The sequence below is a fragment of the Luteibacter sp. UNCMF366Tsu5.1 genome (assembly GCF_900119235.1).
Taxonomy (GTDB): domain Bacteria; phylum Pseudomonadota; class Gammaproteobacteria; order Xanthomonadales; family Rhodanobacteraceae; genus Luteibacter; species Luteibacter flocculans.
In genome coordinates, this window is sequence record NZ_FPIS01000003.1 from 397,325 (window position 1) to 421,961 (window position 24,637).

Here is a 24,637-nt window from a genome sequence, read left to right on the forward strand (position 1 = left end):
GCGCGCGAAAGGCTGGCGGCGTCACCACGGTTGCATTCGCCAGCCTTCGGCCGTCGGCGACAGCCGATCGGTGAGGTCGAGGCGGTCGAGGAATACCTCGTCGTGCGAGACCACGACCAGCGTGCCTTCATAGTGCTGCAGCATGGTCTCGAGCGCATCGAGCGACGCGATGTCGAGATGGTTCCCGGGCTCATCGAGCAGCAACAAGGGGGCCGGCGGTTCGGCGATCAGCGCGTGCAACAGGGCGCCCTTCAATCGCTCTCCGCCACTCAGCAAGCCCGTGGGCACCCATATCTTGTCGGCTTCCAGGCCGATCAGTGCGAGGCGCAGGCGCAAGCTGTCCTCGCTCGCTGATGTTGCGACGTCGCGCATCTGATCGATCAGCGGCAGCATGGGGTCGAGTGTCGACAGTCTCTGATCGAGCCACGCGGAACGCACGGATACATGGACTTCGCCGGACAGCGGTGCCAGCCGCCCCGCCAGCACCTGCATCAGCACCGACTTGCCGCTGCCGTTCGGCCCGGTGACGCCTAGTCGCTGACCGCCAGCGAGGACGAGGTCGATCTCGCGCGTGGCGCCGCGCACGAACGGCAGCACAACGTGTTCCAAAGTCGCCACTTTTTTTCGCGTCACGCGCTCGGCGGATGGCACGAGCAATGCGGGCGCTACGTTGTGCTCCACGCCGAGCGCCGCTTGTGAAACCTTGGCCGAGAGCGCTTCGCGTGAAGCGTCCTGCCGTTGACGCAACCGTCCGGCACTCGATTCGCTGCGGTTTTTCTGCCCACCGAGCAGGATGGGCGCCTGGTTGGCGTCGCTGGCCTCGTGTCGGCCCCGTGCCTGTCGCTTCGCCTGCCGTTCCATCTGCTCACGCAGCGCTCTTTCGCCGCGCCTGCGCTCGACCCGGCTCGCATCCAGCGTGCGCTGCGCGGCGTCCCGTTCGTTACGGCGCGTCTCGGCATAGAAGGCGAAGTTGCCACCGTAGCTGCGCAGTCCAGAGGGTGACAGCTCGACGATGCGCTGCATGTCGCCCAGCAGTTCGCGGTCGTGACTCACGACGAGCAGCCCACCGTGCCACGTCCGTAACCAGTGCCTAAGCGTGGCGCGCGACACGCCGTCGAGATGATTGCTGGGCTCGTCGAGGATCAGGTAATCCGCGTCGTTGAGGCGCGCGCCGAGCAATGCGACACGCATGGCCTCGCCACCACTCAATGCGCTCAGCCTTGCATGGATGTCGACGTGTTCGAGTGCTACCGAATTGAGGGCATCGCGCAAGCGATCGTGCATGTCCCAGCGATCGCCCACGGTATCGAAGTCGTTTGGATCGCTATTGCCCGATGCGATGCGATCCAACGCGGCGAGCACATGGCTCACTCCGGCCAGGGCCGCGACGGATTCGTCGGCGTCTTCGGTCACGCGCTGCGCAAGGTAGTGGATGCGCCCCTTACGGACGCAGCGGCCGAGGGAGGGTTCACGCTGCCCGGCCAGGATCTGTGCAAGCACACTTTTGCCGGTGCCGTTACGCCCTACGAGTCCGGTAGCGCGCTCGTCGAACGTCTCGTGGAGGTCAGCGAAGAGAGGGCGGCCGTCCGGCAGGATGCAGCTGACGCCGTCGAGCGTCAGAAAGGTCTTCGTCATGGGATGTTCCATTCATGCCAAGCGCTTCCCCAAGGAGGGGAAGATCGAGCTTGCCCCGAGGGGCAACGGCATTACTGGCGCATCGGACGAGGTTCCCGGCGAAGGATGGAGCGGCGATGGTATCGCGACGGCGACCGGTTGTGGGCGTGGTGCGCCCCGTCGTTCAGTCGGGGCGCACCACGCGGGCCACGGCTTCCGCCAACGCGGCCTGCGAATAGGGCTTCGCCAGACGCGGGAGCTCGATGTGCGGACCCGGCGGAAGATCGACGTAACCGGTGGCGAGGATCACGGGCAGGTCGGGATAGCGTTCACGCAATTGCGCCGCGAGTTGCATGCCGGTCATCTGAGGCATGGCGTGATCGGTAATGACGAGATCCACGCTTGCGCCTTCCAGCACCGACAAGGCTTCCCGTCCCGAACGCGCGGCGATCACGGTGTAGCCCAGGTCTTCTAGCATTTCGATCGTCGTGGCGCGAACGAGATCGTCATCGTCCACCGAAAGGATGCGCAACGTACGCGACGACGAGCGGCGTTCGAAGACCTGTTCCTCTGCCTCCACGACGTGCGCCGGTGCCTCCATCGCCTCCGGCGCTGCGGCGGGTAGCCAGATCTCGGCGGTGGTGCCTATGTCCTTCCGGCTGCGCAGCAGCAGTGCGCCGCCGAGCTGTTCGGCGAGGCCGAGCACCATCGACAGCCCAAGGCCGGTGCCCTTGCCGACGCCCTTGGTGGTGAAGAAGGGCTCCGCGGCGCGTTTGAGGGTGGTCTCGTCCATGCCCGAACCCGTGTCCGACAGCATGAGCCTGACGTAGTGACCGGGGCGCACCGGTCCATCGGCGTCCTGCACGCGGACCTCATCGGTAGCGATGGTGAGGGTGCCGACGCCGTCCATTGCGTCGCGTGCGTTTACTGCAAGGTTGAGCAGGGCGGTCTCGAGCTGGTTCGCATCCGCCTCCACGGCAGGCAAACCGGTAGCGAAGCGGGTTTCGATGACGATGGTGCCGCCGAGCGAACGTTGCATGAGATCCTTCATGCCTTCCACCAGCAGGCGGAGATCGACACGTTCGGTCTTCAGTTCCTGTCGGCGGGCGAAGGCCAGCATGCGCCGCGTCAGCGTCGCACCGCGCTCCGCGCCGGCCTGTGCATTGTCGAGCAAGCGCAGGAGCACCGGCTCGGCCGGCATGCGTTCGCGCAACAGTTCAAGGCTGCCATGGATGGCCATGAGCAGATTGTTGAAATCGTGCGCGACGCCGCCGGTAAGGTTGCCCAGCGCTTCCATCTTCTGGACCTGCATCAGCTTCTGCTCTGCCTGGCGGATCGCCTCCTCGCTGCGCTCCAGTGCCGCCGTGCGTTCGACGACCTTCGCTTCGAGTTCCTCCATGAACCGCCGCTCGCTCTCGCGCACGTCGGCTTCGGCACGGACACGGCGCATGTGCGCCCAGGATCGCTCCGACACTTCGCGCAGCAGTGCCAGTTCGCGCTCCTGCCATTGACGCGGCTCCCTGGCGTGAATCGCCATCAGCGCGGTGAGCTTTCCTTCCTCCCGCAGCGGCATGCACACGGTGGCGCCGACGCCAATGTCGAGAAAGGCCTTTGCTTCGTCGGGGGAAAGTTCGGCGCGACTGTCGTTGACCACCAGCGGCTCGCCGGCATGCAGGTTGCGCACGGCCAGCTGCCCGAAGTCGTTGAGGCTGTAGCGGCCGACGATGCTCTGCGAGTCTTCATCCGCCCAGTCGCCACGGATGGTAAAGCCGTCCTCGTCGGCGTCCATGTCGGCATAGGCGCAGATAGACACCCCGAGGTGTTCGCCGAGCATGCGCGTGGTCACCTTGAGGATCGTGTCGGCGTCCGCGTGCCGTGACGTTTCCTCGCGCAACGTATCGAGAAAGCGCAGGCGGGCTTCGTTCTCGCGCACGCGCTCCTCGGCCAGCACGCGCTCCGTGGTCTCGACGACGATGGCAATCACGCCACCGGGCTTGCCGCTATCGTCCAGCACGGGTGAATAATCGAGATCCATCCATACCGGCTCGGGCTTGCCGTGGCGCTCCAGGGTGAGGCGCTGATCCTTGTAGGCCAGGGTGCCGCCGGCCAGGCCGACGCGCATGACGTTGTCGTTGAAGTCGGCGACTTCCGCCCAACCCTTGCGAACTTCGGAGCCCAGGATGCCCGGATGGCGGCTGCCCGCGAACACCGAATAGGCGTCGTTGTAGATCATGAAGCCTTTCTCGCCCCACAGCAGCACGATGGGCACGGGCGAGAGCAACAGGAGACTGGTCACCGTCCGTAGCGCCGCGGGCCATTGCTCCAGCGGACCCACGTCGGTCGACGCCCAGTCGAAGGCGCGGATGAGCGCACCCATTTCGCCACCGCCCTTGAGCCAGGGCAGATCGGTCGGGTCGCCGGGCGGGGCAGGGGAGTTGGCGGTCATCGTGCTCCGGTCCAGGACATCACTTGCAGGATGCGCGAAGTGTAGCCAGGGCGAACGTGATGGCGACCGCAAGACCCGACGGTATCGTTCAGGGACCGGCCCGGCCCCGGGCATCGTCGAGTACGCGGCACAGCGTCTGGACACCGGGCAGGATCGAGGGCGAGGGCAGAGCCAGGGTCGGGGCGTCCACAGCCAGCACATTGCCGTGCCGTGCCGCGGCGAGAAACGCGATGTGGCGCCAGCCGTCCAGCGAGCCGCCGTCGCCGCCGCCGAGAATGGCGTCGGGGTTGCGCGCCAGCACGGCCTCCCGGGTGACGGTCGGTGCCGCCTGCGCCAGATCGGCGAACACGTTGTCGCCGCCGCAGAGGCTCAGCGCGTCGTCGGTGATCTGCGCATGGCCGACCGTCATGAGCGGGCGGTCCCATACCTGGTAGAAGACCTTGAGACGGCGCTTGCCCGCATAGGCATCGCGCAGGCGACCGAGTGCGGTATCGAACGTGCGCGCCGCCTGGTCCGCCGCCGCCGAGGTGCCCGCCAGCGTGCCGAAGCGGCGCACGGCGGGCGCAATATCGGCCAGGCGTACCGTTTCTGCGTAGAACACGGGGATGCCGAGCTGCTTGAGTTTGTCCACCTGGGCCGCGGGCGTACCGCTCTTCCAGATGACGATGATGTCGGGCTTCAAGCCCACGATCCGTTCGAGATCGAGCGTCGTCGCATCGCCGACCACGGGCACCTTGCGCGCTTCCGGCGGGTATTCGGTGAACCGCGAGGTGCCCACGACATAGGCGCCGGCACCCGCGGCGAACAAGGTATCGGTGATGTTCGGCGCGAGGCTGACGATGCGCCGCGCCGGTGCGGCGAGCGTTACCGTGCGGCCGGCATCGTCGACCACCGTCACCGACGCTGCGGCGGCGGTCCCGGCAACGACGAAGGCGAGACACGCGAGAAAACGGATCATGGCGATGGCGGGGCCCTCAGGGTTCGGCCAGGCGCTCGGCGCGGAAGAACAGTTCGCCGCCGAGCGTCACGCCGTGGATGGGGTGGTGGAAGGCAGCGCTCAGGTGATCGCTGGTAATGACGGCATCCTTCGGGCCTGCCAGCGCGCCGCCTCTGCCATCGAGCAATACCGCATGCGTGGCGTGCTGGAAGGCGAGGTTGATGTCGTGGACCGTATAGACCACGGATTTACCTTCCTGCGACGCCGCGCGCATCAGTTCGTGCAGCGCCTTCATCTGGTGATGCAGGTCGAGCGAGGCCAGCGGTTCGTCGAGCAGCATCACCTCCACATCCTGTGTGAACAACGTGGCGATGTTCACGCGCTGGCGTTCGCCGCCGGAGAGCGTCGTGACATCGCGCTCGGCCAGCGTTTCCAGTTCGAACGTGCGCAGCGCGCGCTGCGCGGGTGCCGGCTGGTCCTCGCCCCACGCCCAGAACGGCAGGCTCGGGTGACGTGCGGACATCACCGCATCCAGCACGCTGAGGCTGAAGGCGTCCACGATCGTCTGCGGAAGAAAGCCGCGCCGCCGTGCCAGCTCGATCGGTCGGTACGACGCGATGTCGCGATCCCCCAGCGTCACGCGGCCACCATCGGCAGGCCGTAACCCGGCAAGCGTGCGCAACAGCGTGGATTTGCCGGCGCCGTTGGGGCCGAGCACGCACCAGACGTCACCCGGCGCTACGCGCATGTCCAACGCATCGACGAGGCGCCGGCCACGCATCGACAAGGCGAGCGATTCGGCGGCGAGTTCCAGGCTCATCGGCGCCGCACCAGCAGGACCATGAAGGCGGGAACGCCAATGATCGCCATCACCGCACCCACGGGTAGCTGGATCGGGTCGACCACGATGCGCGAGATCGTGTCCGCGATGGTCACCACGATGCCGCCGCCGATCGCGCAAGCCGGCAGCAGCACGCGCTGGTCGTTGCCGACCACGCGGCGCAAGGCATGCGGCACCACCAGCCCGACGAAGCCGACCGTGCCGGCGGTGGTCACCGCCACCGCGGTGGCGACCGAGGCCAGGGCGAAGATCGCCGACTTGACCACATTCGGGCGCACGCCGAGCGCGCTGGCCGATTCCTCGCCGCGCATCAGCAGGTTGAGTTGCCGCCCCAGCGGTGCGGCCAGGACGACGCAGACGAGCAGGGTGATAACCGGCCAAGCGCCGTGCGCCACGCCGCTCAGGTCACCCATCATCCAGAACAACATGCCGCGCAGGTTACGGTCGGGCGCGAGCACCAGCATCATGCTGACGATGGCGCCGAGGCCGGCTGCCAGCATGACGCCGATCAGGATGAGGTCGGTGGAATCTTCGCGCTGCGCCGCACGTGCGCGCGCCAGGAGATCGCGATGCGCCAGCACGAACACGGCGATACAGGCGAGCAGCGCACCGGAGGCGGCACCGGCCGCGGTGGCAAGCGCGCCGGCTCCCGCAAGCATGGCGCCCAGCGCGCCGACCGCCGCACCACCCGACAACCCCAGCGTGTACGGATCGGCCAGCGGATTGCGCACCAGGATCTGCATCAGGCATCCGGAGATCGCGAGCAGGCCGCCCACGCCGAATGCGGCGATCGAACGCGGCAGGCGCAGCTCCCAGACAATGGTGTGCATGGGCGTGGGGTCGGCGGAGCGCAATGCCTGCCAGGAGGCGGCAACGCTGGAATCGGCACCGCCCAGCAGCAGGGAGCCGAGTACGACGATCGCAGCGATGAACAACATGACCAGCCACAGGCGAAGGGCCGACGCGAACGTGGTCATGCGTGGCAGCGTGGATTCACGCATCTAGAAGCCAAGCGATGGCGGTCGCGCATTGTACCATCCGAGGCTTCGCCTGGCCTTCTGCGCCCCCACCGTCCCCCCGGAGCCCTGCATGCCTTACCAAGCTGCGCCCAACCGTTACGACAACCTCATGCCTTATCGCCGCTGTGGCCGCAGCGGCATCGACCTGCCCGCTATCTCGCTGGGCCTGTGGCAGAACTTCGGCGGTGCCGACGTGTTCGAGACCGGCCGCGCGATCCTGCGCCGCGCGTTCGATCGCGGCGTGACGCACTTCGATCTCGCGAACAACTACGGTCCGCCGTACGGGTCTGCCGAGGAGAACTTCGGCCGCGTGATGGCAAGCGACCTCGCGCCTTACCGCGACGAGCTCATCATCTCGACCAAGGCCGGCTGGGATATGTGGCCGGGTCCCTATGGCGGCATCGGCGGCAGCCGCAAATACCTCATTGCGAGCCTCGACCAGTCGCTCAAGCGCATGGGTCTCGACTACGTCGACATTTTCTATTCGCATCGCGTGGACCCGACCACACCACTCGAAGAGACGATGGGCGCGCTGGCGCATCTGCATCGTCAGGGCAAGGCGTTGTACGTCGGTATCTCCAGCTATTCGCCGGAACTGACGCGCAAGGCCGCCGCCATCCTCGCCGAGGAACGCGTGCCGCTGTTCATCCACCAGCCCAATTACTCCATGTTCAACCGCTGGATCGAGGACGGTTTGCTCGACACGTTGGAACAACTCGGTACCGGCTGCATCGCCTTCTCGCCGTTGGCGCAGGGCCTGCTCACGTCGAAGTACCTGAAGGGCATCCCGAGCGACACGCGCGCCACGCGCGCCGGCTCGCTCAGCAAGGAACAACTGAGCGAGGCCAACCTGGAGCGCATCCGCGCACTGAACGCCATCGCCGAGCGTCGCGGCCAGTCGCTGGCGCAGATGGCGATCGCCTGGGTCCTGCGCGATCCGCGCGTGACCTCGGCACTGATCGGCGCACGCACCGTGGAGCAGCTCGACGATTCGCTCGGCGCCCTCGCCGGCCTCGCCTTCACCAGCGAAGAGCTGGCCGAGATCGATCGCTACGCGAACGACGGCGGCGTCGACCTCTGGAAGTCGTCGGCGCAGTTGTAAGCGTCGGCGTTACATCGATCGTTTTACAAGGCTGCCGAGGATAGGGCTCATCCCCGGCAGCGATATCAGCGCCCGCTTCCAACAGCCCGTCCATGCCGGGCCGAAACCTTTCCTACGGCACATCACTCAGCCGCGAACGCACAATGCCGTCGCATCTGTTGCGGTGCGTTCGCCAGGGAAGGAGAAGCATCATGATCTTTGTCACCAAGAGGCCGTGCGTCAGATCTGGCGCGAGCAGGCGCTGGAGCAGAGCTTTTGTCGCGACCGCACTGTCGGCATTCGCGGTGTCCGTCGCGTCGATGGACGTAAAGGTAACCATCACGAACAACACGGCGAAGCCGGTGACCAACGTTGCTTCGTCTTTCGGTTTCCCCCAGTCGATTCCTGCATGGGGAGTACGTACGTTTACGATTTATGCGGGCCGGTACAGCAGCCGTATCAGTGCCGATTACGCCAGCGGCCAGACGCAGGGCGGATGCCGATTCGAAGTCGGCCACACGATGAATTCGATAGGGCCGCTCTATACGAGCACAGGAAGGGGATACGGCAACGTACTCGACCCATTTTGCTTCGTGTACGTGGTGCCGAAGTGGTCGGCGCCTTACCGCTATGACGTCAAGATGATGATCTCGCAGTGAGGCACGCCATGGATGCCACAAGGATGGAATCGACGCGCGCGGATCATCTGATGCGAAGTCGTCCGCTGCAGGTCGGGTCTCCGGAAAAGGTTACATGGGGGCCGCTCTACGACAGGCTCACCGCGGAACGGGAGCGCATAACAAGCGGGGATCCGATGGGTGGCGGCCTTTCGGTATCGCAGATCGGGACGGCTATCGTTTCGTTGATGAAGCTTGGTCACACCGATGATGCAAGTACGGCATCAACGTTCTCCGGGTTCATAGAAGGCGTGCACCAAGCGGTTCTGACGGAGGGAAGGAGCGCTAAGGTGTTCGAGGAAGTGCCCAAGGACGGCGTGGCCGACCGGATAACGCTGGCCAAGCAGGCCAGCAATTGTCTTTCGGTGTCGTATTACGGCGGTGAAAAGATCCATGACGACGTATCGGCGAGGAATCCCTTTGCTGCCCTGGATCGGTTGTCTCTGTCGCGTATCGCGTTCGATGGCTCCGGAACGTTCACTTCCGTCGAGCGGCAAGTAGCCTATCTGGAGATGAACGAGCGGGACGTCAATTTCAGGAGCCACGCTTTCGACCTTGCATCGTCGCAGTCGGACCAGCACGGTGTGCCATGGCATCGCATCATGACCGGTCTGGCCGACGCCGAGATCGCCTCCGGCATGAGCGATGCGGAGAGGGCTTGGTCGGGTTGGGGGACCGCGCAAGGCTTACTGGCGTCGGCCGAAACCATGCTCCGTCAACACGACGTCCGTCCGCCGCCGCTGCCCGGCTATGCCAAGCTGAAAGGAACGGGGGATGCTGTCCTGGCGGTCACCTCCGCCGCGAACGGCGAGGTCACGTGGCTGAACATCCCGATCAAGCAATTGGCCGCGGACGAGTCGCATGGGAACCGGCTGAGCTTGATCAAACTCATGGGCGCTGTACCGGATAGCGGGGCAAATCCAACTACGTCGAAGCGCTAGCGACCTCGATGGCCGGGAACGGCCGCTTCGCGTGTACGGCGTACTTACTTCTTCCGGTACGACACCATGCGAAACGGCCTTCCTTTTCCTGCTTCCCCTTGCTGGCGATCGACGTCGCCGGGCCGTCTTCGACGAAGGCGATCACCTCGAGACGCTCACTCGCTTGGATGTCGGGGTCGTCGCGAGGCCGTCCAGATAAGCGCAGAACATGTCGGCCATGGCTTCTGAATAGGCGTGAATTTGCGCTGCCGACCGCGGGCTTTCCGAGAACTGCTTGCCGACCGCGCTGAGTGTCGTGGTCATGAGTTCAGCCGCGAGCGCTCGCGTGGCCTTCGGCGCTTTCGGCACCGCTTCCTGCACGAAGCGCTCGGCCGTGCGTCGGCCTGCCGCCTTGATTTCCTGTGCCTCGGGCGCATCGCGATAGAACGGAGCGGCGTCGTCGAGCGCCACGCGCATGGCGGCTTCCTCGCACTCGGAACGAATGAATGCATGGACGAGGATGCGCACGCGTTCGAAAGGCGGCTTGCTCGTGTCTTCAAGAATGCCGCGCAGCAAGTCCGACGTCTGCTTCCACTCGTCGCTTTGCAGGCGAAACAGGATCGCCGCCTTGTTCGGGAAATACTGGTAGAGCGAGCCCACGCTGACGCCGGCCTTCTCCGCGACCCGCGCGGTGGTGAACCGGTGCGCGCCTTCCTTCGCCAAAACCTGAGCAGCGGCCTCCAGCACCGCCGCCACCAGTTCGTTCGAGCGTGCCTGTTTTGGCTGTTTTCGCGAGTGAATACGGGGTTTCGAGCGTTCGGTCATGGGCTGGCCGCCAATGCGAATAGGAAAAGTGACGAATCAGTCGCATTCTAATCCGGCGCGCAAAACCATGCCTCTCACTTCGCTGGAATACTTATGACTACGTTGACTGCCACGCCTGTGGCTCCCCTGCTTGACCGCCTCTTTGTCGAAGCGGACATGGCGTCGCCCGAGATGACGGCCGAGTTTGCCGCGATGGATCGGAATGACGTCGACCGCCTTATGCGCAGCAAGACCACCTATCGCGCGTTCTACGAACGCCTCAAGGATTTCCCGCTTCCGGTTTCCCGAGAAGGCGGCCGCCTGCTCTACATGCTGGCACGAGGCTGCGGAGCGAAAACCATCGTCGAGTTCGGTACCTCGTTCGGCATTTCGACGGTGCATCTTGCCGCCGCCCTGCGCGACAACGGCGGTGGCCACCTCATCACCAGCGAGTTCGAACCGTCCAAGGTGGTCCGCGCGACGGCCAATCTCATGGCGGCCGGCCTCGCCGACCTCGTGGAAATTCGCGAAGGCGATGCCTTGCAGACCCTGGCGATCGACATGCCGGAACGCATCGACCTGCTCCTGCTCGACGGAGCCAAGGCGCTGTATGCCGACATCCTCGATCTCGTGGAGCACGCCCTGCGTCCGGGCGCATTCGTCATTGCCGACAACGCCGACTACAGCCCGGACTACCTCGCTCGGGTACGCGATCCCGCCAACGGCTACCTGTCCGTATCGTTCGGGGAAGACATCGAAGTGTCGATGCGGATAGCGTGATGGCGCGGCATCGCGCCTCCGGCCGGCGTCCCCGCGAAGGGCGCGTTCGGGCAGGGCGCAGCCGAGGGTGGCCGGCGTGATCCGGCCACCCGTCGACCGGGGCGACGGTTTGCCGTCATCCGCGTGTAAAATGGGCGTTTTTTCGCCAGTAGAATCGTGCATTCAGTCCCACGGGCGGCCCTGCGCGGCCCGACGTTCATTCGCCTGTTGGCCCGACTCACGGCCGTCGAGACCGACGCGCCGGGCGCCTCCCTGCCGGATCGTCTGAGTCGCTGGCTCGATTGGACGCACGCCATTGCCCTGTCCACGGCGCTCGATGGGCAGACCCAGGTACCCGATGCGGAGGCCCCCGCCTTCGACGCCGACGTGGAAGCGGAGTGCGCGCAGGTCCGCGCCAGCCTGGTCCGGTCGATCGAGGGAGCCCGTGAACTCGCCACACCGGGTCCGGCAACGATGACCGCCTCCACGCCGGATTACGCGCCTTTCCGCCAGCGCCACCTCGCCATCCAGCGTTCGATTCAGGCGCACACCGGCCAGTTGCGCGGCCGGCTGCGCGACATGCTGGCGCAGTGTTCCCCCGAGATGGCGCGGCTGGCCGAGGTGGATGCCGTGATGGAAATGGCGCTGAGCCCACGGGAACACCGCTTGCTGGGCCATGTCCCGGCGGTGATGGCCGACCATTTCGACCACCTGCGTCGCGGTGCCGACGCCGATGGCGAGAACGCACCGGGCGCGTGGCTGGACCGTTTTCGCCAGGACATGCGCCACGTGCTGCTCGCCGAGCTGGACGTTCGCCTTCAACCGGTGGAGGCGCTGCTTGCCGCGCTTCGCACCCGCTAATCGAGACATCATGTTCAGACAGTCGCTCTATTTCATCGTGTTCCTCGTAGGCCTGGCCGTCGTCGGCTGGGTCGGCGCGGGCTATCTCGCTTCCAATCCGCTGGGTGCTGCCGTCGCCGCTGCGATCGGTGCGTGCTACCTCGTCGGCGCGGTGGAACTGCATCGCTACCGTCAGGCAACCGCGAGCCTGGGCAGGGCCGTTGCCGGGCTCGACAGCGCACCCTCCGATCTCGGTATATGGCTGGCAAACCTTCATCCGAGCCTGCGCAACGCCGTGCGGCTGCGCATCGAGGGTGCGCGCGCGGCGCTACCCACGCCGGCGCTGACGCCGTATCTCGTCGGCTTGCTCGTGCTGCTCGGCATGCTCGGTACGCTGCTCGGCATGATGGCGACCTTGCGCGGTACCGGCATGGCGCTGGAAAGCGCGACGGATCTGCAGGCCATCCGCGGATCGTTGGCCGAGCCGGTGAAGGGCCTCGGCTTTGCCTTCGGCACCTCTATTGCCGGTGTAGCGACCTCGGCCATGCTCGGTCTGCTGTCGGCACTGTGCCGGCGCGAACGCCTGCTGGCGGTGCAGCGCCTGGACGTGGCGATCGCGACCTTGCTGCGCTCCTATTCGCAGGCGCATCAGCGGGAAGAAGCCTTCCGGTTGTTGCAGCAGCAGTCCGCGGTGATGCCTACGCTGGTCGAACGACTGGAAGCGACCATGGCGGCGATCGAGCGGCAAAGCATCGCCGCTGCCGAGCGGCAGCTCGCCAGCCAGGAAGCATTCCATGCCCGCACCGAAGCGCTTTACCAGCAGTTGGCGTCGTCGGTGGAGCGCTCGTTGAAGCAAAGCATTGCCGAAGGCGTGACCGCCTCGGCCAACGCCACGCAGCCGATCGTGGAAGCGACGATGGCCGCGCTCTCGCGCGAGACGGCGGCGTTGCATGACAGTGTGACGCACGCCGTTCAGCGGCAGATCGATGGTCTTTCGGGTGCATTCCAGGCGGCGTCGTCGACGGTGGAAACGACGATGGCGTCGCTCTCGCGTGAGACCGCAGCGCTGCACGATAGTGTGACGCAAGCTGCTCAGCGGCAGATGGATGGTCTTTCAGGTGCATTCCAGGCGGCATCGACGACGGTGGAAGCGACGATGGCGTCGCTCGCTCGCGAGACGACATCGCTGCACGAAAGCATGACGCAGGCCGTGCAGCGGCAAGTCGATGGGCTGGCCGGCGCGTTCCAGACCGCTTCGGCGGCGGCAGCCAGCCAGTGGAAGGACGCGCTCGCCGATGCGGGGCTTGTGTTGCAGAACGGTACGACGTCGATGCTGGACGCCGTGCGGCAGTCGCAGAACGACGTCCAGGCGACGCTGGAGTCGCACGATCGCGAACGTCTCGCGGCATGGACCGAGGCGCTTTCTTCGATGGCCGACGCCTTGAGCGCGCGCTGGACGCAGACGAGCGACCAGTTCGCGCAGCGTCAGAACGAACTCGGCGATGCGCTGGCAAGCACCACGCGCGAGCTGTCGGAGCGCACGCAGGCGCAGGCCAGCCACACCATCACCGAGGTCTCGCGGCTAGTAGAGGCGGCTACGGAAGCGCCGCGTATTGCCGCGGAAGTGGTGGCCGAACTGCGCGAGAAATTGTCGGACAGCATGCTTCGTGATACGGCGATGCTCGAAGAGCGCAGCCGCCTGCTCGCCACGCTGGAGACGCTGCTGGATGCGGTCAATCACGCATCGACCGAACAGCGCACGGCAGTGGATGCGCTCGTGGCGACGTCCGCGGATCTTCTCGACCGCGTGGGCAATCGTTTCACCGACCACGTGGAAGCGGAGACGGGCAAGCTCGAAGCCGTCGCGGCCCAGCTCACCGGCAGCGCGGTGGAAGTGGCGAGTCTCGGTGAGGCCTTCGGCACGGCGGTGACGGCGTTCGGGCAGTCCAACGAGGCCTTGATGGAGCGCCTCGACCGCATCGCGGGTGCGCTCGACGCCTCGCTCGTTCGCAGTGACGAGCAGTTGGCGTATTACGTGGCACAGGCGCGCGAAGTGGTCGATCTCAGCGTGTTGTCGCAGAAGCAGATCATCGAAGACATGCAGCGCCTGGCTGGCGGAGCGACGTCGGCATGAGCGACGAGCTGGAAATCGAAGGCGAAGCCGGCGTACCGATCTGGGCGGCGTTCGGCGATCTGATGTCGGTGCTGCTCGGCGCTTTCGTGCTCATTCTCGTGGGCGTGATCGGCGTGCAGTTGCAGCTATCGCACCGGCTCGACGAAGAAGTGCGCCAACGTCAGGCCGAACAGAAGCGTCGTACCACGCTGGAACAGGCACTCGCGGCGCCGCTTGCTGCGGGGCGGGTGACGTTGGTGGATGGCCGCATCGGCATACGCGGCAGTGTGCTTTTTGCGCTCAACTCCGATCAGCTGCAGCCGGAAGGACAAGAGGTCCTGAAAAGCATCGCTGGCCCGCTGTCCGAGTACCTGAAGTCGCGCGACGAGATCCTGATGGTCAGCGGCTTCACCGACGACCGCCAAGTGCATGACGGCAATCGTCATTTCACGGATAACTGGGAACTATCGGCCGAGCGCGCCCTGACGGTGACGCGCGCGCTGGTAGCGGAAGGCGTGCCGGCGTCGTCGGTTTTTGCAGCCGCTTTCGGTGCGGAGCAACCCGTCGGTTCCAACGCGAGCGAGGAAGGTCGCGCGATGAATCGTCGCGTGGAGATTGCGCCGATTCCGCGACCGCCCAAGTCGACCAAACCGCCGCATGGATCGTAAGGCCGCACCCCTGCTGCACCTGCATCTCATCGAGGCGCTGGAACGGCGCGCCGCGATGCATGACGGTGAAGTGCGGCGCGTGCTCGACGAGCGCTTGCGTGCGCTCAAGCAATTGCACGTCGCAGATGCGCGTGTGGACGTTGCAGCGGAAACGGGTCAATCGCCGCGCAGTGCGCTTGGCGATCTACTTGCCGTGTTGCCAGGCAATACGGCATATCCCATGTTGCCCGCACTCGATGAATTCCAGGCGCGATGGTCGCAGTTGCGCGCCGAGAGCCAATGGCGTCATTCGCTCGAACACACCGCGGAGAACGCGGGGCCGCTTAATTCCAGTGCGCTCGTTCACCGCTCGATTGCGCTGATGCGCGACACGTCGCCCGGCTACCTGCGCCATTTCCTTTCCTATCTCGATGACCTGTCGTGGTTGGATGGCCTGGCAGACCGTAAGGCAGCATCCATCGACACCGGCGCTCCCACGACCGCCAGCATCGGCAAGCGCCGGAAGAGCAAGCCGCGAACACGCGGATGACATCGCGCGAGGTTTGACCCCACTCATTCGCTATCGACATGCGCCTGCATGCAGGCGGCGAGCGCATCGAACACCACCATGCAGCGACGGCTGCCACGCAGGTCGCCGTGCATCGTCACCCAGGTGTCGAGCGGGAAGGAGAACGCGTCAGGCAGCACGCGTTGCAGCCGTGCATCACGAGCCGCGATCGCCGACTGGCAGGCGCCGATGCCGAAGCCGGCACGGATCATCGCAAGATGCGCGACGTCGCTGTCGCAGCGCAGGGCGAATGCATCGCGATGCCAGAACGGAAGCCGCACCTGAGCGGAACGCACAAACGGTGTCTCGGTATCGAAGCCGATGAGCGTGTGATGCGGCAGTTCATCGAGCGTCGCCGGCGCGCCGTACGCCGCCAGGTAGTCGTCTCGCGCGAACAGGCCTACCTCGATCGTGCCGATGCGGCGCGCGACCAGTGCGTCCTGCTGCGGCGGCGTCATGCGGATGGCAATGTCCGCTTCGCGTTGCAGCAAGTCCTGTACGCGATTGGTCGGCACCAGTTCGATGGCGAGCAAAGGATGCTCACGGCGCAGGCGCGCCAGCGCCGCTGGCAGGACCTCGACGGCAATCACTTCGCTCGCCGAAATACGCACGCTGCCGCGTATGCCTTCGCCTTGGCTCAGCGCCTCGCGTTCGAGTGCCGCCGCCATGTGTTGCATGGACTCGGCGTACCCGCGCAGCGCTTGGGCGGTCTCAGTCGGCACGAGCCCCGCCTGGGTCCGGGTGAACAAGGCTTGCCCGAACGCCGCTTCCAGCGCGGAGACGTGGCGGCCCACGGTGGGCTGAGCGATGCCAAGGCGGCGCGCCGCGCCCGACAGCGACCCCTCGGTCAGTACGGCGAGGAACGTGCGGTAGTGCTCCCACTCGATACCCTTGGTCATACGAAAATGTATAGCAGCTAGGACAAGTTAGGCAATTCCATGGGGGCATGCCGGGGTGGAAGCTGGACACACCTCTCGTGGAGAACGTCGATGTCAGCCATTCCCTCACCACCCTCCCGCGCGCTGGTCCTCGGTGCAAGCGGCGGCATCGGCGGCGAAGTCGCCCGCCAATTACGCGATACCGGCTGGGACGTGCTTGCCCTCAAGCGCGGCCTTTCCGCGGAGACGGAACAGCGCGACGGCCTCACTTGGCTGCGGGGCGACGCGATGGAGCGTCAGGACGTGCTGGATGCGGCGAAGGGATGCGCCGTGATCGTCCACGCCGTGAACCCTCCGGGTTACCGACATTGGGCGGAACAAGTCGTGCCAATGGTCGATAACACCGTCGCCGCTGCCATCGCCGAACGCGCGACGGTGGTCCTGCCGGGGACCGTCTACAACTACGGACCGGACGCCTATCGGCACATCGACGAGGACGCGCCGCAGCGTCCTTTGACCCGCAAGGGGCGCATCCGCGTGCAGCTCGAAGAACGACTGCGCGATGCGACCCGGCACGGTGCGCGCACCATCGTGCTCCGTGCAGGCGATTTCTTCGGACCGCGGGCCGGCAACAGTTGGTTCGCGCAAGGATTGATCCAGCCCGGAAAGCCGTTGCGCACGATCAAGCAACCCGGCAAGCCCGGCGTAGGCCATCAATGGGCGTATCTGCCCGACGTGGCGCAGACCATGCTCGCGTTGATCGAGCGGCGCGATGCATTGGAACCCTTCGCCCGTTTTCACATGGAAGGGCACTGGGATGCCGACGGTACAGCGATGATCGAGGCCATCCGTCGTGTGGCAACGCGCTACGGAATGGACCCCAAGGTCTCTCCGTTCCCCTGGTGGCTGACCAAGCTCGCCGCCCCCTTCGTGCCGACGCTACGCGAGATGCAGGAGATGCATTACCTGTGGCAACAGCCGGTGCACATGGACGGCTCGCGCCTGGAAGCCTTGCTCGACGGCGCGCCGCATACACCGCTGGAGGTGGCGGTCGAAGCGACGCTGCGCGGTCTGGGCTGCTTGCCCGTCAGCGACGGCGCGCGCCTGCGATCGTCTGCCTCGCAGAACCTGACATGATCCTGGTCTCACTGGGTCGATCAGCTGGGCTCCGCCAATCGATATACGTGCATTCTCCTAGTTGACCGCAGGCCCGCGCGGGGGGAGCTTAGACGGATCAAAAAGGGGTGGCGCGCATGGCTAGCGATCTCGGACATCGTCGATGGGGAGCGCCGGTCCTCCTCGTCATGCTGCTTGTCGCCATCGGCGTTTTCGGCGTGCCATCGCGCTATTCCCCCGTGATCTCGGCAACGCTGACCCTCGTGCAACCCGTGGTGATCGGCGCAGCCGCACTCTCGCTGTTCTTACCCGCGTGGCGCTCCGGCGACGAGGACAGGCGCGGTATTGCCTTGGCCGGCTTGCTTCTTATCGTCCCCTGGGCACTGCTGACGCTGATGCCCGGATTCGGGCCACCGTTCGCCGCAACGCTTGCGATGAACCACGAACGGTTCGTGATCCTCTTCATCTCGACGATGTTTCTTGGCTTGGGCTTGTGGTCGCTGAAAGATCCGCTTGCGCGCGGTGAAGCCGGCGACCGGCTCGCGGCACCGATGGGCCAAGCGACTGCACTATTCGCGGTGTGCATCCAGCTGGTATGGGCCGCCATCCTCGTCGGCTGGACCATGACCGAGGCCCATAAGCCGAAAACCTATCTGCCCTTCGATGGTACGCCCATGGCAAACGCCTCCGACGTGCTGTTGTTCTTCGCGGGACTGCTCACCTATGCAAGCACCGCCTTCTACGCCCTGTCGTTCGCCCGCCGAGGTTGGCTCGGTAAACGCACAGCAACCGTCATGGTCGCGATTGCCGCCGTCGCCATCGTCGGCCTGATCACGCGCGGCCTGCAGTACCCCGACCTCCCCGACAACTGGTACACGATGCCCGGCATGATTGTGGGCATCCCTGCCATTCCTTGGGTCATGCCTTATGTGTTGGGGGTGGTGGCGTTGGTGCGGGCCGCGGGTGGCGGTAGGACGGTTTGAGTGGCGCGAGCGGTTGGCTTACGAAGCCCGAACAGGGCGGAATGGACTCACTTGTCTTTGCCGCTCTTTGCTTGACACTTCATTGAATCTAAGAGGCACTTTGCCACGTCGGGGTTTTCTGAGGGATCTTCTGTATCGAGGCTTCCGAGACACAATCTCCTCTCCGTGTCACAGGCATTTATTGTGCCGGTGGGGCGCGAAGGTGATGACATTTTGTCGCCGGTAGTAATCCCCATGTCTACTACGCCTTTGCAGAAGCGGAATTTCACATAGTTCCATGGCGTAAAGCCGTTCGGAGTTTGGTTGGAACTGCACACAGTGTATCGGCCCACACATTTTTCCAAGTAGTCAGCTAGCCCAAAGGGATGGCTTCGCAACAGTGGATTGCCGCTAACATATGCGTACACGCTGGGCCCGGCGTAGAGCCCCAAAGGATCACTCTGCGTATACCGCCCCGTCGCCGACTCATAGTCCCGATTTACGTTGTAATTCAGTCCACTCTCCGCATCGAAATACTGACCAGGAAAGCGAAGATTCAGCGTGTACCAGTTCGTCGAAATAGGCCCCTTCTCGCCGAATGGATTGCTCTCATAGTCCCACTTCCACAGCGTCGCGCCCGATGCGTCGGTCACTGCGCGGGGCGTCTGCAGGACGTCCGCGACGACGAACGCAATCGATGTCCCAGTGTCATGCGTATCAACAATGCCGAGCGGTAGGTCGTCGAGCCACACGTAGTCGCGCGCTGTGTCAGTGGTCGACTCGGAGAGCAGCTGGCTGGCCTCGGTGTAATCGAAGCGATCAGTGTTTCCCCCTGCGGTCTTCATGACGCGTTGGCCTAAGCCGTTCAGGACATAGCTTCCCACCGTGACGCCATCTCGCTGCACGACGGTCAGACGGTTCCGCTGGTTGTAGCCGAATCCGAGTGTGCTGCCGGCCATGACGTTGGCCGTGGTGTTGCCTCGAGCGTCCACCTCGCGCGTCGTGGTCCCAATGCCTATAAGTTGATGCGTACCGCTCTTGTAGCTATAGCTTCCTGTGAGAAGCCCGGGCGCTACCTTCGATAGACGGTCGCCAGTCTTGTTGTAGGTGTAGGTTTCAATTGGGCCGCCGGTACCATCCTTGACGTTCATCAGACGGTACAGCGGGTCGTAATCGTAGGTCTCGGTGGGCTGCGCCACGCCAGCCGCGTTACCAATGGCTACGATGTTCCCCGCTGCATCGCGCCGGACGTGCAATGAGAACGCGGGGCTGCTGATGTCGCTTATCTGACCGTTGGCGTCGAATGTCCGTGTCACCGCCGTGCCATTACCGAGGACGTAAGAGGCGACGGGACCAAACGGGCGATAGGTGATGTGGTCGGCAATGGTTGCATTGGTACCGCCGCTGGGCGTGGCAGTGACGGCAGTGACCTGCCCGTTGCTGTTCCGAGCGTAGGCTATGATGGTCCCGTTAGACGTCGTGACGGAAGACAAGCGGTCGCCGCGAGTCCATACATACTGTGTTGTGGTTGTCGCCGAGCCGACAGTCTGGCGTTTCGTGACGACATTGCCTCGTTGGTCGTAGCAATACGTGAGTGACGCATTGCTCTCGATAATGCGAGTCAGCCGCCCGACGCCATAGCTGCCTGTGCAAGCTGTAACGGCATCGCTTTCGTCGTACTTGTACTGAATGTCGAACGACGAATTTGGATACGAAGTGCTCAGGATGCGGCCAATGGCATCGTAAGTTGAGGACGTGGTGATATTGGCGGCATCTTTTGAACTGGTCGGATTGCCCTCTAAATCGAAGCCGAGCGTCGTCGTGCCCGTATCAGGGCTGTGCAAGCCGGTCGGATTGCCAAGGCCGTCGAAGTCGTAGGTCGTCAGCAGGCCATCGGGATCGGTGACGCCCCTCACCCGATCGAGCACATCGAACCCAAGCACCGTCGAGGTATTGGCGGTTGCGACGTTGGTTCCGTTGTAATCGCGAAGCGCGCTCACCAAACGGTTGAGGCCGTCGTACGCCTGCTTGTGCTGAACGGACATTGCATCCTGACTGTGTGCAAGATTGCCTTGACCGTCGTAGCTATCGGCAAACGTTGCCGAGAATCGCGTATGCCCGAGGCCGTCCGTCAATGTGGCGATCTTGCCCAAGGCGTTGAACGTGCGGCTCAGCCCGGTCGCCACAGTACCTGCGCTGTCAGTGACCTTCTCGCCGATGCGGTTTCCCGCGGAATCCAGGGTGTAGTGGATTCGGGCGCCAGCCGTATCCACTACGTCTGTCAGGCGGTGGGCGTCGTCGTAGCTGAAGATCGTCGTTACGCCGTCAGGGTCCGTTATCTTGTGGACGGTACCGGTGGGGTCGTATTCGACAGTGGTGACCGCATCGTTTGCATTGGCTTGACCACTCGTTGCAGTGCGCACCGAGACGCTTGCGAGTTGGCCACGTGCATTGTATCCGTAGTCCTTGATGACACCCGATGGTTCTCTCAGTCGAGTTAGTCTCCCCGCCTTGTCGTAAGAAAGATAATGGGTCGTGAGCAGACCGCCATGTGTTTCCGAAGCGAGGTCGCCTATGCGATGGCATGACCCTCCACTTGTCGTGCAGCCCGACTCATCAGTGTCCATGTAATAAATGTACGAAGTCGTGTCTGCAACGTCGGATCGCGGACCGTCGATCGCGAGTAGAAGGCCAACCCTGGGGCACGTAGTCTGGTCGGCAGCAGTGCAGTACGTATAGGTTGTTCGCGCTACGCCGGCCGGCGTTGCGCCCGTGGCGGTGCAAACGTAGTTGGGCGCTACCGAGGGATCGAGCTTGCAGCTGGCGGTGACCCTGCCGCCGTCGTCATATTCCCAGCCGTGCTTTTCGAGGATGTTGCCCTGATGGTCACTTGTCGTGCGAGTCAGAGGCACCCGGTGGGTGGTGTCCCACGATATCCGGATGGTGCGTTCTTCTGGCAAACCGAATGCTTCAATCTGCTGACTGAGAAGTCCATCTGATCCATAGGTGGTCTTCTTGATGGTTCCCTTGAAATCCGTGATGGCGCTTGGATAGCCATTCGCATCATAAGACACGTTCGATCCGAGACACTCCTCGCACCACGGACCATCAATGCTGGATAAGAGACGAAGGCCATTAACCCTCGTGAATCGATAGGTACGCATCGCTCCAAACCGATCGGTTACGGCCGAACTGTCGGCATCGGGGTAGGTGATCGACGTCGCGTTTGCATTACCGGCGAGAAAGTCGCCCGCTGCGCGGTTTTGTGCGTCGTAGTGAATCGTCAAGTAGGACTTACCGAGTTCGTCCGTGATGGACGTGAGCAGGCCAGCGGTAATACCTGCGTCGTACCCATAGGTAACGGTTGTTCCATCCGATCGGGTTACAGACTGAAGTTCGTAGCGGTTCGTATAGGTGTAATGGGCAGACGAGCCATCTGGGAAGGCGGCATCCGAGACGAGGTCATTGTTATAGGTGAACGCAATAGACCGGCCAGACGAATCGGTCACATTGACCATGTGCTCGCCGTCCCATGTAACGGTCCGCGTATATCCATCACGATCGACGATGCTGATCAGGTGACCGGCGTTGTCGTAGTTCTCGAAGGTGCCGTTCCCGAGGTCTAGCCGATAGGCGGTCGCGAGCAGAATTAGTTTCAATGCCGCGTTGCTTTCGCCTTCACAGACAGCATCCTGGCAAGTGAACCGATAGAGCCGGCCATCGGGGCGGCGTGCAGTCATTAAGGCGACCGTGGCGGCGCCGTAACCGCCGATAAAGTTCGGTACTTTGCTGGCAAGCGCAACATAGTCAGCACTGTTACCTGTAAAGGCGAGTGGGAGCTGTCGGCCGGACGAAAGCATGCACGCGGTGGTATCGCTATGATAGGTCGCCGTCGCGCCGTCGGTGTCGGGCCAGACAACCTTTGCCGCCGCGGCAATCGTCAGCCAGCCTTCCTCGCAAGCCTGCTGGGGAGCGTCATAGACGGTGGAGGCGTATGCGGCCGAGTCGCTACTGTTCCAAGTGGTCTCTATTCGGGCGTCATATTCGGTCTGCCATCGAATGCCTATGCTCGTGGTCTGGTTTGAGCCGTTGTTGTAGCTGCGCTCGAATGTGAAGCGGCCGTCGCCAGAGACGAAGTCTGTACTTGCTTGATATTCGTTTCCGGAAAGTGCATCTGCTGGATCGCCGACCGATGCCGAAGCCCCTTTCTCCGCTTGGCAGCGATCGCAAGGGTTGCCGGGTTTTGGGTTAGGGTCGGCTGCCGGGACGGCGACGTAGTAGCCGCGCTTGCACTGAGGCAATACTCCTGCGCCGTCAAGGACATCGGCGCGATAACCCATGGGATGGTCAAACGAGAGCTCCATGGCAAAGCCATTCGGTCCTAGACCGCAGCCCCCCACTTCGGGATCAGAGCAAGGGCGGACGGCTCCTCATGCGAGGTTTGCCGCGCCCCCTGATGCAAGACAGGTGGAACGCACTGTCGTCTCCCAAACGCCCATCGAGGGATAAACGAAGACTCCTCCACCGGGGCAGCTCGGACTTGCTGCCGCCCATAGCGCGCCACCCCAGCCGTAAATCTTAATCTGGTTCCCCGGGCACACAACGTGATCCTGTGCCGCCGCGGCGAAGGACGTCAGCAGTGCCCAGAAAAGAATGATGAAGGTGTAGACCGGTCGCCACGAGACGCGCGAACGGCCGTCCACGCCCAGCGTGGCGCGATTGAGCACGGAAGACATTGGGATTCCCCTTTCAGTTCTGACGAGAACCTAACAAGGGGGCGCCTCGTTGTATGTAGGGTTATTCCTACATCCTAAACCCGGCGTGTGACCTGCTTCGCAGGATCGGAGGGAGCCTGATAGCCCCATCGTCCGCGTACGCCGGGCCTCCTTATCCCCGCTATTACTTCGCTGCCTTTCGCGTCATCTCCTCGACATGCCGCCGCGCGCTTTCGACGGAAGGGTCGATCTCAAGCTCGCGCCGGTAATGTCGAATCGCTTCTTTGATATTGCCAAGCAGGTGATGGACCTGCGCGAGGCTGTCCTCGGCGTCGGCGCTGTGTGGAAACTTAGTCACGATGAGCTGGAAGATGGGCAGCGATTCCCGTGCGCGCCCTGAACTGAGCAAGCGATAGGCCCAGTCGCTGAGTTCCATTTCCGACCAGCGAAGGTGTGGGTTCTTGGCCTCGATGGCAGCGACGACCTCAGGCGTGTGCTGGTAGCCCTGGTCTTCCAGTGCGATGCGCAGTGCCGGTACCCCAGCAAGGGGCAGGGTCGGTGCGTAGAGTGAGGCAATCTTGTCCACCATGTCCTCGGGAAACGCGCCGGCCAGGTTCGTGAGGATGACGACGCCCACGCCATCGTCCGGATAGAAGAACACCGCGGCGCGTCCGCCGCCGGTCATGCCTACCGCGCGATGCGTGCCGCGTGCCAGAACTTCCCAACCCAGCCCCCATTGGCCGGGCCTGCCATCGGTAAAGCTCGCGGGTTGCCATAGCAGGTCGCGGGACGTGGCATCGAGCAGGCGTCCGTCCGCCATGGCAACCAACCAACGTGCCAAGTCGGTCGCGGTGCTGTTCAAACCGGAGGATGCGCGGCGGAAGGGGAGAAATCGTTCGGATGCGGCTTTCAGCACACGGGGCGCTTCCGGCGGCGCGCCGCTGTAACCATTGACGAAGGGGCCGGGCAGAATCCAGCGATAGGTTGGAGCCTTGCCGATGATGACGTCGTACGCATCGCCATACGATGTTTGCGTCATGCCGGCCAGGCGAATCTGTTCTTCGGCGAGCGGCGCATCCAGCGCGCGGCCTTCGATCGTGTTGAGTACACGCTGGATGAGCGTGTAATTGGTCTGGCAATAATTGAAGCGCTTGCCGGGCGGGAACACGACCGGTTGCTGTTTGATCCACGACCATGCAGCGGTGGCATCGGTCTCTACCGTGGGAGCGCGCATGATGTCCGGCAAGCCAGACGAGTGCGTCAAAAGCTGGCGGATGGTCACGGCGCGCCACGCTTCGGGGAGATCGCCGAGATAGCGGCTGACGGGTGCCGACAGGTCGAGCTTGCCGCTCTGCACGAGACGCATGGCTGCTACGCCGGTAAAGGCCTTGGTAATCGAGTTGATGGCGAAGACGGTGTCGTCGCGCACGGGCTGGTCGAACTCGACGCTTGCGACACCGTAATGTCGCGTCAGGACGATATGCCCATTCTTCACCACGGCAATCGCCATGCCAGGGATGCGCAGCTTCCGCATCTGCTGTTGCATATACACGTCGACCTGCGCTTCGGGTGTCGGGGAAACTTGTTCGGCGAGCACCGTCATCGGGGCGAGGCAGAGCCAGGCGAGTAGAACGCGGGCAAGGCGATGCCGTGCCCAGCGGTAGCCGGGGGTTGGGATCGTAATCATGCGGGAAACTCCG

The 24,637-nt window shown here is 64.0% G+C and carries 19 protein-coding genes; 10 read left to right on the plus strand and 9 right to left on the minus strand.

All coding sequences use genetic code 11. The features are described 5' to 3' along the window. Positions 1-21 precede the first annotated feature (21 nt). From BT115_RS15495 to BT115_RS15515, 5 genes are all read right to left on the minus strand, one after another. Positions 22-1,635: an ABC-F family ATP-binding cassette domain-containing protein gene (locus BT115_RS15495; protein ID WP_072323514.1), complete on the minus strand. Its 1,614-nt coding sequence runs from the start codon at positions 1,633-1,635 to the stop codon at positions 22-24. A 163-nt stretch (positions 1,636-1,798) separates the two neighbouring features. Then, the gene (locus BT115_RS15500; protein ID WP_072323515.1) at positions 1,799-4,060 is read right to left on the minus strand and encodes a response regulator; all 2,262 of its coding nucleotides are present in this window, start codon (positions 4,058-4,060) and stop codon (positions 1,799-1,801) included. An 88-nt stretch (positions 4,061-4,148) separates the two neighbouring features. Further along, complete coding sequence (locus BT115_RS15505; protein ID WP_072323516.1) at positions 4,149-5,018, minus strand: cobalamin-binding protein; 870 nt, start codon at positions 5,016-5,018, stop codon at positions 4,149-4,151. A gap of 16 nt (positions 5,019-5,034) precedes the next feature. Continuing rightward, positions 5,035-5,817 carry an ABC transporter ATP-binding protein gene (locus BT115_RS15510; RefSeq protein WP_072323517.1) on the minus strand — a complete coding sequence of 261 codons (783 nt, stop codon included), beginning with the start codon at positions 5,815-5,817 and terminating at the stop codon, positions 5,035-5,037. Beyond that, positions 5,814-6,839, minus strand: coding sequence for a FecCD family ABC transporter permease (locus tag BT115_RS15515; RefSeq protein WP_218184771.1), 1,026 nt, complete (start codon positions 6,837-6,839; stop codon positions 5,814-5,816). The genes BT115_RS15510 and BT115_RS15515 overlap by 4 nt, the downstream gene beginning before the upstream one ends. A gap of 88 nt (positions 6,840-6,927) precedes the next feature. Between BT115_RS15515 and mgrA the strand changes: the two genes are divergently transcribed. The 3 genes from mgrA to BT115_RS15535 all read left to right on the plus strand — a co-directional run bounded on the left by mgrA (position 6,928) and on the right by BT115_RS15535 (position 9,556). Further along, positions 6,928-7,959: an L-glyceraldehyde 3-phosphate reductase gene (gene mgrA / locus BT115_RS15520; RefSeq protein ID WP_072323518.1), complete on the plus strand. Its 1,032-nt coding sequence runs from the start codon at positions 6,928-6,930 to the stop codon at positions 7,957-7,959. Positions 7,960-8,150: 191 nt separating this feature from the next. Continuing rightward, on the plus strand, positions 8,151-8,597 hold the full coding sequence (locus BT115_RS15530) for a hypothetical protein (RefSeq protein WP_143144591.1): 447 nt from the start codon (positions 8,151-8,153) through the stop codon (positions 8,595-8,597). 23 nt (positions 8,598-8,620) lie between these two features. Next, positions 8,621-9,556, plus strand: coding sequence for a hypothetical protein (locus BT115_RS15535; protein ID WP_072323521.1), 936 nt, complete (start codon positions 8,621-8,623; stop codon positions 9,554-9,556). Between the two features lie 141 nt (positions 9,557-9,697). Here BT115_RS15535 and BT115_RS15540 read toward each other — a convergent pair whose 3' ends face one another. After that, positions 9,698-10,360: a TetR family transcriptional regulator gene (locus tag BT115_RS15540; RefSeq protein WP_072323522.1), complete on the minus strand. Its 663-nt coding sequence runs from the start codon at positions 10,358-10,360 to the stop codon at positions 9,698-9,700. Positions 10,361-10,453: 93 nt separating this feature from the next. On the opposite strand from BT115_RS15540, the gene BT115_RS15545 reads away from it, so the two are divergent. The 5 genes from BT115_RS15545 (at position 10,454) to BT115_RS15565 (ending at position 15,248) form a co-directional block, all read left to right on the plus strand. Beyond that, complete coding sequence (locus BT115_RS15545) at positions 10,454-11,119, plus strand: O-methyltransferase (protein WP_072323523.1); 666 nt, start codon at positions 10,454-10,456, stop codon at positions 11,117-11,119. Between the two features lie 153 nt (positions 11,120-11,272). After that, entirely contained in the window at positions 11,273-11,959 is a 687-nt protein-coding gene (locus tag BT115_RS15550) for a DUF3348 domain-containing protein (protein ID WP_072323524.1), read from the plus strand. Positions 11,960-11,969: 10 nt separating this feature from the next. Beyond that, a complete protein-coding gene (locus BT115_RS15555; RefSeq protein ID WP_072323525.1) occupies positions 11,970-14,072 on the plus strand; it encodes a hypothetical protein in 2,103 nt (700 codons plus the stop codon). Then, positions 14,069-14,719, plus strand: coding sequence for an OmpA family protein (locus tag BT115_RS15560; RefSeq protein ID WP_072323526.1), 651 nt, complete (start codon positions 14,069-14,071; stop codon positions 14,717-14,719). The genes BT115_RS15555 and BT115_RS15560 overlap by 4 nt, the downstream gene beginning before the upstream one ends. Then, on the plus strand, positions 14,709-15,248 hold the full coding sequence (locus BT115_RS15565) for a DUF2894 domain-containing protein (protein ID WP_083527517.1): 540 nt from the start codon (positions 14,709-14,711) through the stop codon (positions 15,246-15,248). Before BT115_RS15560 ends, BT115_RS15565 begins: the two co-directional genes overlap by 11 nt. Before the next feature lie 23 nt (positions 15,249-15,271). Here BT115_RS15565 and BT115_RS15570 read toward each other — a convergent pair whose 3' ends face one another. After that, a complete protein-coding gene (locus tag BT115_RS15570) occupies positions 15,272-16,165 on the minus strand; it encodes a LysR family transcriptional regulator (protein WP_072323527.1) in 894 nt (297 codons plus the stop codon). A 90-nt stretch (positions 16,166-16,255) separates the two neighbouring features. Here BT115_RS15570 and BT115_RS15575 point away from each other — a divergent pair, with 90 nt between their 5' ends. Then, entirely contained in the window at positions 16,256-17,281 is a 1,026-nt protein-coding gene (locus BT115_RS15575) for an SDR family oxidoreductase (RefSeq protein WP_072323528.1), read from the plus strand. A gap of 116 nt (positions 17,282-17,397) precedes the next feature. Further along, positions 17,398-18,243: a hypothetical protein gene (locus BT115_RS15580; protein ID WP_072323529.1), complete on the plus strand. Its 846-nt coding sequence runs from the start codon at positions 17,398-17,400 to the stop codon at positions 18,241-18,243. Positions 18,244-18,290: 47 nt separating this feature from the next. Here the strand turns inward: BT115_RS15580 and BT115_RS15585 are convergent, their stop codons facing one another. After that, complete coding sequence (locus BT115_RS15585) at positions 18,291-22,586, minus strand: RHS repeat-associated core domain-containing protein (RefSeq protein ID WP_072323530.1); 4,296 nt, start codon at positions 22,584-22,586, stop codon at positions 18,291-18,293. A gap of 535 nt (positions 22,587-23,121) precedes the next feature. Further along, entirely contained in the window at positions 23,122-24,624 is a 1,503-nt protein-coding gene (locus BT115_RS15590) for a serine hydrolase (RefSeq protein WP_218184772.1), read from the minus strand. Positions 24,625-24,637: the final 13 nt, after the last annotated feature.